The sequence below is a fragment of the Rhizobium sp. 25PS6 genome (genome assembly GCF_032464655.1).
Lineage (GTDB): Bacteria > Pseudomonadota > Alphaproteobacteria > Rhizobiales > Rhizobiaceae > Rhizobium > Rhizobium laguerreae.
Genome location: NZ_JAWDIV010000004.1, coordinates 109,131 through 123,501, shown reverse-complemented (window position 1 = coordinate 123,501; position 14,371 = coordinate 109,131). Strand labels below are relative to the sequence as shown.

Genomic DNA, 14,371 nt, shown 5'->3' with positions numbered 1-14,371 from the left:
CCCTGGAATTGAACAATGACTAGGCTTCTCGAACGGTCATTTTATTGCTCCTAAAAGCAGGCCAGACCGCATCAGCCTGCTCAAAATGCCCGCCATGACGACCATGGGTATGATCGCAACCAGGGCGGCTGCCGATATCGACCACCACTCGTCACCGCGCTGGCTGTTTTGCCCGGCGACGAGAATGGGAAGGGTCTGCCATTTGGAACTGGTCAGGAAGAGTGCGAACAGGAACTCGTTCCAGACGAAGGCGAGCGTGATCATGAATGTCGCGATCAGGCCCGGCTTGGACATGGGCAGGACGATACCGAAAAAAATTCTCCACGACGGCACATTGTCGACCATCGCCGCCTCTTCGACCTCCACCGGCAGTGCCGCAAAGAAATCGCGCATCAGCCAGATCACGATCGGCAGCGAGAAGGCGACATAAGCGAAGGTGAGGCCTGTATAGGTGTCCACCAGCTTGAACCCCAACTTGCCCATTTCCGTATACATCAGGAACAAGGCAAAGGCGGCGACGATCGGCGGAAACATGCGCTGGCTGACAAACCAGAAGACGATATCATCATTGCCGAGGAGCGGCCCTGGAAGCTTCATTCGGCTGGAGCCGATGGCGAGCGCAAGCGCTGCAACAAAGGCAAAGATCAGCGAAATGGCCTGCCCGTAGCCCAGTACATGACGGCCAAGCAGATATCCGCCGAAGGCAACAACGACGAAAATCACGCCGGACAGCAGCTTGACCTCAAAGGTGAAGCGCACCAGCGCATAGGCTGCCATCGATCCGATGAAGGTGGCCAGCAACGATGCGGAGAGCCCGACGATCGTGGAGGCGATGAAGGTGTTGTAGAACTGGCCGCGGGCGCCCGACAGGAGCTCGCTCCAGGCCGTCAGCGTCGGGTCGAAGTCGACAAATGGAATATAGGTCGGCCCGCCGACGACGCCGAGCGGCGACTTGAACGAGGTGATCGCGACCCAGTAAAGCGGAAAGAAGGTGAAGGCCAGCCAGAGCAGGCAGCCTGCGAGCGCCCACCAGCGGCCGGATCCTTTGAGGTCACGCACGCTCATTTGTGCTTCTCCAGATAGGGCTTCAGGATGGCGAGATAGACGAGCCCGATCACGGTAATGACGATCAGGAAGAGGAAGGAGAGGGCGGAGGTGTAGCCGAGGTTGAACTTCTTGAAGCCCTCCTGATACGCGAACAAGGTCAGCGTTTCGGTCGAAATGCCGGGCCCTCCGCCTGTCATGACGAACACCGTGTCGATGATCTTGTAGCTCTCGATGAGGCGGATGAAGACCACGGCCACCGAAATCGGCAGCATCATCGGGAATGTGATCCCCCAGAACTGTTGCCAGGGGCTGGCATTTTCAAGCGCGGCAGCCTCGTAGACGTCCTCGGGCAGGGTTTGCAACCCGGCAAGAAGCATAAGGATGACGAAGGGTGTCCACTGCCACACTTCGACGGAAATGATGGCGCCGATAGCCCATCTGGTCTGCGTCAGAAACGGCAGGTTGGGAAAACCGAAGACGGTCATCAACTCATTGAGCGGGCCCATCGTAGGATTGAGGATCTGGCGGGCAATGAGTGCGACGGCAACGGGTGCTACAAGCATTGGCACCAGGAAGCTGACCCGAAACAAACCTTCGCCGGGCACCCGACGGTTAAGCGCCAGCGCCACGGAAAAACCGATGACATACTGCAGCGTCACCGCCACAAAAGCGATGATCGTCGTCGTCCAGGCGACATTCCAGAAGCGCGGATTCTGAAGCAGTTCCGTATAGTTGCCGAAGCCGACGAAACGCGAGGGAATCGGCGGCACGAGCCGCAGGCTCATGAAGCTGGTGGTCAGCGAATAGATCAGCGGGAAGATCGAGATCACCAGCACGATCAGCAACGCTGGCCAGATGAAGAAGTGTTTGATCGGGTCGTTGCGGGTCATGCTGCGCCTCCTTTCTCGAGAAGCACCTCGATTTCTTCGATCTTCGGCATGGCAGGCGCGGTACCCCGCCGCGTCACCGCAATACCAGCGGTCGCGCAGCCGAAACGCACGGCCTCGACCGGACTAGCGCCCCGCGAGAGCGCTGCCGAGAAGCCACCGACAAATGCGTCGCCGGCGCCGGTGGTATCGATGACGGCTCCCGACGAGATCGCCGGAACATGAACCGATTGCCCGGCCGTATGATAGAGCACACCGCGACCACCCAGGGTGATCAGCGCGGCTTTCACGCCCTTGGCAAGAAAGGCGTCGCCAGCCCGTCTGGCGTCGTCGAGCGTGTCGAGCGGAAAACCGACGATGGCGGCTGCTTCGGTTTCGTTTGGCACGATATAGTCACAGAGCGGATAGATCGTGTCTGGAAACGGCTCGGCCGGCGCAGGATTGAAAACAGTGGTGACGCCGGCCGCATGGGCGATTTCGAGGGCGCGCTGCGCCGCTTCGGCCGGTTGTTCGAGTTGGGTCACGAAAACAGCCGATTGCTCGATGGTTTTGCGTGCCGCCTCGACATCGCCAACGCCGATGGTGCCTGCGGCACCTGGATAGACGATAATCGCATTGTCGCCGTTACCATCATTGACGTAGATGAAGGCAGCGCCGGTCGGCATATCGTCCATCTGCACAACCTTCGGCGTCACGCCTGCTTCCGCATAGGTCTTCAGCGCCATGTCGCCGAACGTGTCGCGGCCGATCTTCGAGATGAAGGAGACTGTTCCACCGGCGCGGGCAGCAGCGACAGCCTGGTTGGATCCCTTGCCGCCCGGCCCTACTGCAAAACCGGTCCCGGTGATGGTCTCGCCAACGTTTGGCATGCGCTTGGCCAGATAGGCCGTGTCGGCGACGAAAATCCCGAGGATCGAAACACCCACCTTCATTATCGTTTCCCCTCAAACGGCTTCCGGCGGAATCACGCCTTTGGTGAAAAGGAAGCAGCCGTAGAAGCGGTTTTCTCCCGTGGTGATGACGCAATAGGCCCTTTTGGCTTCCTCATAGAAGGCGAAACGCTCGATGCCATACATCGGCGCCGGCTTGCCCTCGGCGCCGTCGATAACGGCCTGGACTTCCTGCTGCACGGGAGGGATCTCGTCCGGCGCGCCCATGATTTCCATTCGCCCGGCAGACGGCTGCAGCGGCGTATCCAGCGGCATTACCGAAAGAATAGCGTTGATGGCGCGGGCAGCAGACACATTGTCTATCCGCAACAGCTTGCCGAGCATCGTTTGCCGGGCAATGGAATCCGAAGGAAAATTGGTGTCGGAAACGACGACCGTGTCGCCATGCCCCATGGACCGGAGCGCATGCAGCACATCCGCATTCAGAGCCGGATCGATATTCTTCAGCATGAAAATCCTCCCTTAGTTGCACCATTTCGCAGCATCCCGTGCCGCAAAACAGAGCCCATAACCGCAGCTCCTTTACAGCTCTGCGATTTCCTCAAATTCCGTCGTTCTCGCCTGCCGGTGCGGTTCTCCTCCCGCCCGGATGACCAGAGTTGGAGCCCTTATTCTCCGTAGGGGATCCAGATATTCTTCACATCCACAGCGCGGCGAAGGTATAGCGCGCCTTCGGCAGCGGCTCTGTCCATCCAGTCCGTCGCCTTGCCATTGTCCACGAAGGTTCGCTTGAGATTGCCCGACGACAGCTTCTCCACCGTCGTCGAAAGTTCTGCCGAGCCGAAGGCCCACAACGCATCAACGTCATTGTGCGCGGCAAGGATCTTTGCCAGTTCGATCGCCGACCCGGTGACGATATTGACGACACCGGCAGGCACATCCGACGTTTCCAGGACGGAATAGAAATCCGTAGCCGAAAGCGGGAAGGGCTCACTCGGCACCGCGACGACACGATTGCCGGCGGCAATCAACGGCGCAACCAAACTGATAAAGCCGAGCAGCGGCGCTTCCGGCGGGCAAATGACGCCAACGACGCCGATGGCTTCCGGCATGGCCAGGGCAACGCCGCGAAGCGGCGGCTGGTGAATGCCGCCTTCATATTTGTCCGCCCAGGCTGCGTAGGTGAAGAGACGCGAAATCGCGGCGTCGACCTCGGCGTTTGCATTGGCTGCGGAAGCTCCGGTCATCGCTGTTATCCGCGCGGCGAACTCGTCGGCGCGGCCACTGAGGTTTTCGGCGATGTAATAGAGAATCTGGGCGCGGTTATGAGTGGTCGCATTCGACCAGGCGGAGGCGGCCTGTGCGGCAACCACCGCATTGCGGATGTCCTTGCGGTTGCCTTCGCCGACCTCCCCGATCGCCTTGCCCTTGGGCGAGGCGATGACACGGGAATAATTGCCGTCCGGGCGTGCCTGCTTGCCGCCGATGAAGAGCTTTGCCGTCCGGTCGATGGTTGGCAGGGCAAAATCGCCGGCAACCGGCTTTACTTGCAAAAGTGCGGGCATTGCTGCACGGGCCTTGCGACCGACCCAAGCCTTCGGCTTCAGATATTCATAGCAACCTTCCCGGCCGCCTTCGCGGCCGAATCCGGATTCGCGCTTGCCGCCAAAACCGACGGCGGCATCGAAAAGATTGGTGGCATTCACCCAGACCACGCCGGCTGCGAGCTTTGCCGCCACGTTCAGCGCCAAGCCGATCGTCTCGCTCCAGACGCTGGCGGCGAGGCCGTAGCGGGTGTGGTTGGCAAGCTGGATGGCCTCTTCCGGTGTGCGGAAAGTCATGGAGACCGCAACCGGCCCGAAGATTTCCTCGGTCGCGACGATCGATGTCGGCTGCACGCCGCTCAGAAGCGTCGGCGGGTAGAAGCTGCCACCCTTCGGCAGGTCGATCTTGGCCTGATGCAGTGTCGCGCCTTCTGAAACTCCCTTTTTCACCAGCGCTTCGATACGCGTCATTTGGACTGGCGCTATGATCGCACCCATATCGATGCACTTGTCCAAAGGCTGACCGACCCGCAATGTCTCCATCCGGCGCTTCAGCCGTTCGTGGAAAAGATCGGCAATGCCTTCCTGGACCAGAAGCCGCGAACCGGCGCAGCAGACCTGTCCCTGGTTGAACCAGATCGCGTCGACTACGCCTTCCACGGCGCCGTCGATATCGGCGTCGTCAAAGACGACGAAAGGGGACTTGCCGCCGAGTTCCAGCGTCAGCGATTTACCGCTACCTGCGGTGCGCTCGCGAATAACGCGCCCGACTTCGGTGGATCCGGTAAAGGCAATTTTGTCGATATCCTGGTGCCCGACGAGCAGCGCGCCTGTTTCGCCTTCTCCCGTCACGATATTGAGTACGCCCGTCGGAAGGCCCGCCGCGGATGCCAGTTCGGCAAAGAGAAGTGCCGTCAGCGACGTGAATTCGGCAGGCTTCAGGATCACGGTGTTGCCGAGCGCCAAAGCCGGCGCCACTTTCCAGGCCAGCATCAGGAATGGAAAATTCCACGGGATGATCTGGCCGACGACGCCGACCGGCACATGATCGGCAAATTCCGTGTCCTGGATCTGCGCCCATCCAGCGTGATGATAGAAATGACGGGCCGCCAGGGGCACGTCGAGATCGCGGGTTTCGCGGATCGGCTTGCCGTTGTCGATCGCCTCGACCACAGCAATCAGACGCGCGTGGCGCTGGATCATCCGGGCAAGCGCATAGAGATGGCGCGCCCGCGCATGGCCCGGCAATCGCGCCCATGATGCCTGTGCCTTGCGGGCAGCAGCAACCGCGTTGTCCACATCCGCCGCGCCGCCGTTCGCGAGCTTCGCCAGGACCTTGCCGGTGGCTGGCTCGAACGTGTCGAAGTTCTTACCCGACGCGGAGGGCACGAACGCGCCATTGATGAAGTGACCGAAACCGGAAGCGTGGCGCGCTAGCCAGTCGCGAGCTTCGATATCGGATTCAGGGGCAGGGCCGTAGGACATTTCGTCGAAATACTTTGCAACAGTCATCTGGATCATCCAATCGGGTGTCTGTTGAGGGCCGAATAGGCACCGGTGACGTGATGCTCCAGCTGCCGCTCGATATCCGCAAGCAAGCTTGATGCACCGATGCGGAAGAGATCGGACTCCAGCCACTCGCGTCCCAGTTCGTCCTTCATCAGGAACTGGTAGTTCAACACGTCCTTCGCCGCGGAAATGCCTCCGGCCGGCTTGTAGCCGATCTTGATACCAGTGCGCTCCTGATAGGCGCGGATCGCCCGCAGCATGGTCAATGTCACGGCCAGCGTCGCATTGACGCCTTCCTTGCCGGTCGAGGTCTTGATGAAATCGGCTCCCGCCATCATGCAGACCAGCGAGGCCCTGGTGACATTGCGGAGCGTCTTCAGGTCGCCGGTCGCCAGAATGGCTTTAACATGCGCATCACCGCAGGCGGCGCGATATTCTTTCATTTCCTCGTAGAGTGCTGTCCAGTTGCCGGTCAGCACATGCTCGCGGGTGATGACGATGTCGATTTCCTTTGCGCCATCGGCAACTGACGCCTCTATTTCCTTGAGCTTGAGGTGGTGCGGGCTGAGGCCGGCAGGGAAACCGGTCGAAACCGCGGCGACCGGAATGCCGGAATCTCCGAGCGCCTCGACCGCCGTTGCAACAAAACGATGGTAGACGCAGATGGCGCCGGTGGTGATCGAACGCCCGCTCATGCCAAGGGAATCCAGAATGTCGGCGCGTATCGGATTCATCGCCTTCGCGCACAACCGCTTGACGCGTTCGGGGGTATCGTCGCCGTTCAACGTCGTCAGGTCGATGCAGGTCACCGCCTTCAGGAGCCAAGCCGCCTGTGCGTCCTTTTTGACGGTCCGGCGTCCGGGAAGCGAGGCTACGCGGCGCTCTGTAGCAGACAGGTTGACTCGGGTATCAAGCACCCACGACAGATCGAGTTCCATACCGGCATTGCGCGGCCGGTTATGGGTGCCGTCCGGCAATCGCGAAGGGGCTGCGTGATGCGCTGCGTTTGCCGCATTGTGAACAGCAACGGTTTCCAAATCGAATCCTCCCGACCAGAGCGTGAAAGTCTTGTTGCCATCAGTGCAGACGCACGAAGCGGAAGTTTCACGATTGGATCACATGTGATTTTTTTTTCACTGTTTGTGAGGTTTGCATCACCGCGCTGCTGCGTCAAGTTTAGATTTCAGTAGGCGGGGAAAAATGGGGACTTCTCAGTCGAAATTGTTCATGCCGTTTTCAGTGATGACCACGTCGAACGACTTCATGTCGCTGAAAAAGGCCGGCTTGAGCTTGCCGATTTTGCTGCTGTCGGCGAGAAGAATATTCTTTTGTGCCCGGGACATCGCCTTTTTCTTGATCTCCGCTTCGTGAAAATGCGCGCAGGTCGCACCACGTCGGGAATCGACACCGGCTGCAGAAAGAAATGCCACGTTGATCACAAGCTGATCGAGCATTTCCAGCCCCGACGCCCCGGAAAAGCTCGCCGATGCGGGATGGTAAAGACCACCGAGCATAACAAGGCGAACGTTAGGTTTTCGCGTCAGGCGATCGGCGACATTCATGGCGTAACAGATCGCCGTTATGTGAATCTGGTCTGGGAGGAGATCGACCAGATAAGGTAACGTGGTGCCGCAGTCGAAAAACACCGTATCGTCATGGTGAATGTAATCAACGGCTTGTGTGCAAACTTGCCGTTTTGCAGCTGCATGACTGTCGGCTGCCGCGGAGATTTCGTAGGGATCGGTTTCCGCTTCGATAGCCGGAACGATATGGCCGCCGAGAAATGCGAATAGGTCTGCATTGGCGCTGACATCACGCCGAACCGTCATCTCCGAGACGCCCAGGATCTCGGCAGCATTCTTGATGTGTAGAATGCGATGTTGTGAAAGGGCCTCGGATAAGACTGCTATACGCCGGCCCCTGCGACTATCCATATTGGATGTCTCCCTTATGTTTACACCGGATAGTGTTCTGATCAAAATTTAACAAGGGACTGCCATTCCCATCTCGTTTGCCACTCGATCCCCGATTCAGCATCTGAGCTATGATACAGCTTCTGCACCAGCCGGTTGCGCGAACAAACCACATCATCTCAATTTTATAGCGAAGCCCCGGAATTTGAAATGAGAATCTGTGACTGATATTCCATTTTGTGTAGGAATAGTCACAAAATCGCATCGGCGGGGCAGGACGGTAACAAGGAGATCGACAATCTAGGTCGGCGGAGGCGACTTCGTCAGCCCCTGGTCGGGCGACCTTCCGACCAGAGGCTATCCTTGCGATGGCTTAGAATATTTCTGACTGCGTCTGCTAGTCGCCGGCTTTCCTCGCTGCCGTTTCGATCACATCAGCGACCTTTTCCGGTTGGGATGCGAAGACGGCGTGGCTTGCCTTTATTTCAGTCACGTCGCTTCCCGCACGTTTTGCCATGTCGCGTTCCAGCTCGGGGTTGATGGAGCGATCCTCGGTGGCGACGATCGACCAGCTTTTCTTCGACCGCCATGCAGGCTGAGTGATCTTCGCGGAGAATGCCTGCTTTGCGGCGAAGACCTGTGACTTTGCCATGAAATTGGCTTCGGCTTGCGGAAGGTCGGCTGCGAAATCCGCGGCGAAGGCGCCCGGATCGAGATAGAGATATTTGCCGTCCTTCGTTTCCTTTATATCCATGCTGCCGGCGGGCTTCGAGCTGGCGAGGCTTAGCAGGCTTTCGCCCTTGTCGGGCTGAAATGCCGCGACATAGACCAGGCCCGCGACCGCGGGATCGTTGCCGGCTTCGGTGATGACCATGCCGCCGTAGCTGTGTCCGACGAGCAGGACCGGTCCGTCCTGAAGGTCGAGAACCCGCTTGGTCGCCGCCACGTCGTCGTCGAGCGAGGAAATGGGCTGCTGGACGATGGTGACGTTGAAGCCGCGTTTCTCGAGAATGTCCGTCGCCTTGCGCCATCCCGAGCCGTCGGCCAGCGCGCCGTGGACGATCACGATGTTCTTGACCGCGGCAGCCTCTGCTGCGAACGCGATGGCGGTGGTGGCAAATGCAAGCGCTGCAGTGAAAAGAAGACGTTTGTACATGACTGTCACTCCTTTGGTCATTGTTGATGATCGGGATATCGATGCGTTTCAGGTTCAGCCGAATGTGAAGGCGTAAGCCTGCACGCCGGGATCGAGGAAGCGGATCTCGAAGTTGCGGGCGGCGACCGTGCCGGACTGGCGGACGAGTTGATAAAGCCTCGTCGCGGTCACGGTGCCATTGCCGTCGGCATCGATGTCGGAGCCGTGGTCGGGTCCTGGCGCCTTGCCGTCGATCTTCACCTGGAAGCGGATCGGCTTGTCGCCGGCGCCGGGACCAAGAACGAGATGCAGATCGCGGGCGCTGAAGCGATAAGTGATGCCGCCGCCCGGCTGATCAAGCGTCGCCTGATCCCGGCCGACGGTCCAGGTTCCAGACAGGCCCCAGCCATTGAGGCCGGGTTCGGCGATCGAATAGTTTTTCGCCGTGTCGGCCTGCAGCCCTTCCGGAGAGGCGAAGTTCGCCGCCTGTTGGTAGCCGAGATAGGTTTCGCCGGAGCGGATATTGCCGAGATCAGGACCTGCTTCCACGCCCTTGGCATCCGGCACGACCGGCGCACTTGCCGTCGTTTGGCTGCCGGCTTCGCGCAGCAGGTCCTGAATGGCCTTTTCGGTCCTGTTGTAATTGCCTTCGCCGAAATGGTGGTAGCGGATCTGGCCCTTGGCATCGATCAGATAGGCGGCAGGCCAGTAGCTGTTTTCGAAGGCGCGCCAGATGCCGTAATCATTGTCGATCGCAACGGGATAGCCGATCTGGAAGTCGCCGATCGCCTTCTTGACGTTGTCGATCTTCTTCTCGAAGGCAAATTCCGGGGCGTGGACGCCGATCACCACGAGACCCTGATCCGCATATTTTTCGACCCAGGCCCTGACATAGGGGATGGTACGAATGCAGTTGATGCAGGAATAGGTCCAGAAGTCGACCAGCACGACCTTGCCTCGCAGCTGTTCCGTGGTGAGAGGCTCAGAGTTCAGCCATTCGACCGCGCCGGCGAGCGAAGGGGCGAGGCCTTCGACGGGCAAGTCGCTACGAAAGGGCTTCTTCACGCCGGCTGCGGCGATCATCACCTCGTTGCTCGCCAGCTCGGAAGATGCGCCGCTGAGCGGCTTTGCATGCAGCCTGTCGAGCACGGCCTGTTCCAGCGATGCGGTGCTGGCGTAGGACAGCCGGGCGAGCAGGCTGGTGTCGAGGCCGAGCGCGATGATTGCGACGCCCGCCAGCACGGCAGCGCCGAGCCCCTGACGAATCCTGTCGCCAACGCCGAGCGAACGCTTCATGGCGGTGAATATCCGGCCGCCGACAAGCAGGGCGACGGCAAGCGAACTTGCAGCACCAGCGGCATAAGCGATCAGCAGGAAGGTCGTCTGCAGATTGGCGCCCTGTAGTGCGGCTCCGGTCAGCACAAGGCCGAGAATCGGACCGGCGCAAGGCGCCCAGAGCAGTCCGGTGGCAACGCCGAGAAGAAGCGCGCTCTTGACTGTCGTGGTGCCGCGCCCGCCGCCGGTGGCGTTCACAAGATTGTTGCCAAGGTCGACGACTGGCCGGGCAAGCGTGCTTGCGAAACGCGGCGAAAGCAGACTGGCACCAAAGAGCGCAAGCAGGACAATGGCGGCAAGGCGGCCATATTCGTTGGCGCGAATGGCCCAGCTACCGCCGACTGCGGCCAGTGTGGCGACCAGTGCAAAGGTGGCGGCCATGCCCGCCAGCATGGGCAGCGTGCTTCTGACGAAGGGCTGTCCGGCGCGGGCGAAGACAAAGGGGAGGATGGGCAGGATACACGGGCTGAGGATCGTCAGCGCGCCTCCGAGATAGGCAATGATCAGAAGTGTCATCATCGTTTCCTTTGAAACCGATTGATCGGGCTCTGGACGGCGATGGAGCCTGAACCAGCAACGGCGGGGATATGGCCGGGCGGACGTATCCCCGATGTGTCGGGTTTGGCGGGGAAATGTACCGAACTATTGCGATGAGGCGCTGACGATACAAAGCGATACAAACTACCGTCCCGGCGTGGGCCGCGGCGAAATGTCTGCTGCCGGTGCGATGCTTTGCTCGGTCGCCGCGATTGTATCAGAATGTATCCTCACGGCCGGAAGCTACATCCGTATTCAAAAACCGGAGACTTGCGACATATGGTCGATACAAGCGCCGCGTCATATCCGCACTGTGATCCATTCGACAGGAGAGACCAATGTCAGAGCAAATCAACCATCACCGCCGCCGTTTCTTCGGCATGACGGCAGTCGCCCTTGCGGCCGTCGAGTTCGGCGTGGCCGGCATGGCCGCCGCCCAGTCGCCCACGACGGCCGCATCGGTGCCAGCTATAAAGCCTGGGACCAACACGTCCTTTGAAGCGCTGAAACAGGTCAAGGCAGGCGTGCTCGATATCGGTTATGCCGAGGCGGGAAAGGCGGATGCCCCGGTCGTATTGCTGCTGCATGGCTGGCCCTATGACATCTATAGTTTCGTCGATGTCGCGCCGCTGCTTGCTTCGGCAGGTTACAGGGTGATCGTGCCTTATCTGCGCGGTTACGGGACGACCCGCTTCCTGGACGATCAGACGCCGCGCAATGGCCAGCCGTCAGCGCTCGCCGCTGATATGATCGCGCTGCTCGATGCGCTCGATATCGAGAAGGCCGTCATTGCCGGCTACGACTGGGGCGGGCGGACCGCCAATATCATGGCGGCGCTCTGGCCCGAGCGCTGCAAGGCGATGGTATCGGTGAGCGGCTACCTGATCGGCAGCCAGGAGGCCAACAAGAAACCGCTTCCGCCCAAAGCCGAACTTGCCTGGTGGTACCAGTTCTATTTTGCCACCGAACGCGGCCGTCTGGGATACGAGACCAACACCCATGATTTCGCAAAGCTCATCTGGCAGACGGCTTCGCCGAAGTGGAACTTCGACGATGCGACATTCGACAGATCGGCCGCCGCCTTCGCCAATCCTGACCACGCCGCGATCGTCATTCACAATTACCGCTGGCGCCTGGGGCTTGCCGAAGGCGAGGCCAAGTATGATGCCTACGAGACGACGCTTGCCACAACGCCCATCATTTCGGTGCCGACCATCACTATGGAGGGCGATGCAAACGGTGCGCCGCATCCGCAGCCTTCCGCTTATGCCGGAAAATTCTCCGGCAAATACGAGCATCGGACGATCGGCGGCGGCATTGGCCACAACCTGCCTCAGGAAGCGCCGCAGGCTTTTGCGCAGGCGGTCATAGACGTCGATCGTTTCTAGGTCGACGATGCCGGTTGCAGCGCCTCGTTGCTCCGGCCAGCGGAATATGCGTAGGTCGCGTCTGTCGCTTCGGTCAGGAACGAAGCGACCGGCGCGGCCGCTTCTATCGATAAGGAACAGGGAAATATGGATCATGTCGATCACATCCTGATCGTCGATGACGATCGCGAAATCCGCGAGCTGGTCTCGGGCTATCTGCAGAAGAACGGCCTGCGCACGAGCGTTGCCGCCGACGGACGGCAGATGCGCAGTTTTGTCGAAGCCAATGCGGTCGACCTGATCGTGCTCGACGTGATGATGCCCGGAGACGACGGGCTGGTGCTCTGCCGCGAACTGCGCGCCGGCCGGCACAAGACGATCCCGATCCTGATGCTGACGGCCCGCACCGACGAGATGGACAGGATCCTCGGGCTGGAAATGGGCGCTGATGATTATCTTCCGAAGCCCTTTGCTGCGCGCGAGCTGCTCGCCCGCATCAAGGCGGTGTTGCGGCGGACGCGGATGCTGCCGCCCAACCTGCAGATCAGCGAGGCCGGACAGTTGCTGACTTTCGGCGACTGGCGGCTTGATACGGTCGCCCGGCACCTTCTCGACAGGGAAGGGACCGCGATTGCGCTGAGCGGCGCCGAATACCGTCTGCTCCGCGTGTTCATCGATCACCCGCAGCGTGTGCTCAATCGCGACCAACTTTTGAGCCTGACACAGGGCCGCGACGCCGATCTCTTCGATCGCTCTATCGATCTCCTGGTCAGCCGCCTGCGTCAGCGGCTGGGCGACGATGCGCGCGAACCGACCTACATCAAGACGGTGCGCAGCGAAGGCTATGTGTTTTCGGTTCCGGTCGAAATATCGGAGCAGCGCCGATGAAGTCGCCGATCCCCTCGCGTTCGGGCCTGATGTGGCCGAGCACGTTGCGGTCGCGGATCTTCCTGATCCTGCTGATCGGACTGGCCTTCGCCTACGGTCTGTCCTTCAGTGTGCTCTATATGGAGCGGTACATGTCGGCCAAGGCGGTGATGCTCGGCACGCTGGAAAATGACGTGGCAACATCGATTGCGGTTCTTGATCGGCTTCCGCCAGGCGAACGCGGCGACCTGCTCGACCGGCTGAGCCGCGGCAATTACCGTTTCGTGCTCGGGCCCGGTCTTCCCGGCGTGCCTGACACGTCAAGCAAGGGGGTAGAAATCTCAGGAAAGATCGAGGAGGCTATCGGGCATCGCTTTCCAATCCGTATCGAACGGATTCCTGGCGATGTGAACCGATTGCAGGCGCATCTGACGCTGAGCGACGGAAGCCCCTTGACGATCGACGTCACGCCGAAGGGCGTCATGCCGATCGCCGCGTGGCTGCCTTATGTCTTCGTCGTCCAGATGGTGCTGCTCATCCTCTGTACCTGGTTTGCGGTTCGCCAGGCGATCCGGCCGCTCGGCGAGCTTGCCGCCGCCGCCGATGCTCTCGATCCGAACAAGGACGGTCCGGCTTTGAGCGAGGCGGGGCCGAGCGAGGTCGCGCATGCGGCAAGGGCGTTCAACGCGATGCGGGACAGGATCGCCCATTATCTCGAAGAGCGCGTCCAGATATTGGCGGCAATCTCGCATGACCTGCAGACGCCGATCACCCGCATGCGGCTGCGTGCAGACATGGCGGAGGAGTCGCCGGAGAAAGACAAGCTGGTGCACGATCTCGGTGAGATCCAGCGCCTCGTTCAGGACGGCATTGCCTATGCACGCAGCGCGCACGGCAATGGCGAGAAGAGCGCCCGCATCGATCTCGCCTCGTTCATCGACAGCATAGCCTACGACTACCAGGATACTGGAAAGGCCGTCACCGTCGTCGGCCTGGTTCAGGGTGCTGCCTTCACCAAGCCGCATGCTCTTCGCCGTATCCTATCGAACTTCATCGACAATGCGCTGAAGTTTGCCGGCGCCGCCGAGATCGGCGTCGAGCGAAGCGTAGAAAACGATATCGTCATCACGATTATGGACCGTGGGCCTGGAATCCCCGACGATATGCTCGAGGCCGCCATGCAGCCATTCTTCCGGCTGGAGCAATCCCGAAACCGGGAGACCGGCGGCACCGGTCTCGGTCTTGCGATCGCCCAGCAGCTGACGGCCAAGATCGGCGGGTCGCTCCGGCTCTATAATCGCGCCGGCGGCGGCCTGGCCGCGGAAGTCACCATCCATTGA

Annotated in this window: 12 protein-coding genes; 3 read left to right on the top strand and 9 right to left on the bottom strand. The window is 60.4% G+C overall.

Features of this window, described 5'->3' with window-relative positions:
* Nucleotides 1-36: 36 nt before the first annotated feature.
* The 9 genes from RWK44_RS07225 to RWK44_RS07185 all read right to left on the bottom strand — a co-directional run bounded on the left by RWK44_RS07225 (nucleotide 37) and on the right by RWK44_RS07185 (nucleotide 10,776).
* A complete protein-coding gene (locus tag RWK44_RS07225; RefSeq protein ID WP_077978370.1) occupies nucleotides 37-1,065 on the bottom strand; it encodes a carbohydrate ABC transporter permease in 1,029 nt (342 codons plus the stop codon).
* The gene (locus RWK44_RS07220) at nucleotides 1,062-1,937 is read right to left on the bottom strand and encodes a carbohydrate ABC transporter permease (protein ID WP_077978369.1); all 876 of its coding nucleotides are present in this window, start codon (nucleotides 1,935-1,937) and stop codon (nucleotides 1,062-1,064) included. The genes RWK44_RS07225 and RWK44_RS07220 overlap by 4 nt, the downstream gene beginning before the upstream one ends.
* Nucleotides 1,934-2,866, bottom strand: coding sequence for a ribokinase (gene rbsK, locus RWK44_RS07215; protein WP_316028610.1), 933 nt, complete (start codon nucleotides 2,864-2,866; stop codon nucleotides 1,934-1,936). The genes RWK44_RS07220 and rbsK overlap by 4 nt, the downstream gene beginning before the upstream one ends.
* A gap of 12 nt (nucleotides 2,867-2,878) precedes the next feature.
* Nucleotides 2,879-3,334 (bottom strand): RbsD/FucU family protein, encoded by a 456-nt coding sequence (locus RWK44_RS07210; RefSeq protein WP_025394845.1) that lies wholly within the window; start codon nucleotides 3,332-3,334, stop codon nucleotides 2,879-2,881.
* A 158-nt stretch (nucleotides 3,335-3,492) separates the two neighbouring features.
* Complete coding sequence (locus RWK44_RS07205) at nucleotides 3,493-5,880, bottom strand: aldehyde dehydrogenase family protein (protein ID WP_316028609.1); 2,388 nt, start codon at nucleotides 5,878-5,880, stop codon at nucleotides 3,493-3,495.
* Between the two features lie 5 nt (nucleotides 5,881-5,885).
* Nucleotides 5,886-6,914 (bottom strand): deoxyribose-phosphate aldolase, encoded by a 1,029-nt coding sequence (deoC, locus tag RWK44_RS07200; protein ID WP_165503828.1) that lies wholly within the window; start codon nucleotides 6,912-6,914, stop codon nucleotides 5,886-5,888.
* 174 nt (nucleotides 6,915-7,088) lie between these two features.
* Nucleotides 7,089-7,811, bottom strand: a complete 723-nt coding sequence (locus RWK44_RS07195) for a DeoR family transcriptional regulator (RefSeq protein WP_316028608.1) — start codon at nucleotides 7,809-7,811, stop codon at nucleotides 7,089-7,091.
* Nucleotides 7,812-8,187: 376 nt separating this feature from the next.
* Entirely contained in the window at nucleotides 8,188-8,946 is a 759-nt protein-coding gene (locus RWK44_RS07190) for an alpha/beta fold hydrolase (protein WP_131642389.1), read from the bottom strand.
* Between the two features lie 54 nt (nucleotides 8,947-9,000).
* Nucleotides 9,001-10,776: a cytochrome c biogenesis protein DipZ gene (locus RWK44_RS07185; protein ID WP_316028669.1), complete on the bottom strand. Its 1,776-nt coding sequence runs from the start codon at nucleotides 10,774-10,776 to the stop codon at nucleotides 9,001-9,003.
* A gap of 359 nt (nucleotides 10,777-11,135) precedes the next feature.
* On the opposite strand from RWK44_RS07185, the gene RWK44_RS07180 reads away from it, so the two are divergent.
* From RWK44_RS07180 to RWK44_RS07170, 3 genes are all read left to right on the top strand, one after another.
* Entirely contained in the window at nucleotides 11,136-12,185 is a 1,050-nt protein-coding gene (locus RWK44_RS07180; RefSeq protein WP_025394839.1) for an alpha/beta fold hydrolase, read from the top strand.
* Nucleotides 12,186-12,311: 126 nt separating this feature from the next.
* Nucleotides 12,312-13,052: a response regulator gene (locus tag RWK44_RS07175; protein WP_316028607.1), complete on the top strand. Its 741-nt coding sequence runs from the start codon at nucleotides 12,312-12,314 to the stop codon at nucleotides 13,050-13,052.
* Entirely contained in the window at nucleotides 13,049-14,371 is a 1,323-nt protein-coding gene (locus RWK44_RS07170; RefSeq protein WP_222415890.1) for a sensor histidine kinase, read from the top strand. Before RWK44_RS07175 ends, RWK44_RS07170 begins: the two co-directional genes overlap by 4 nt.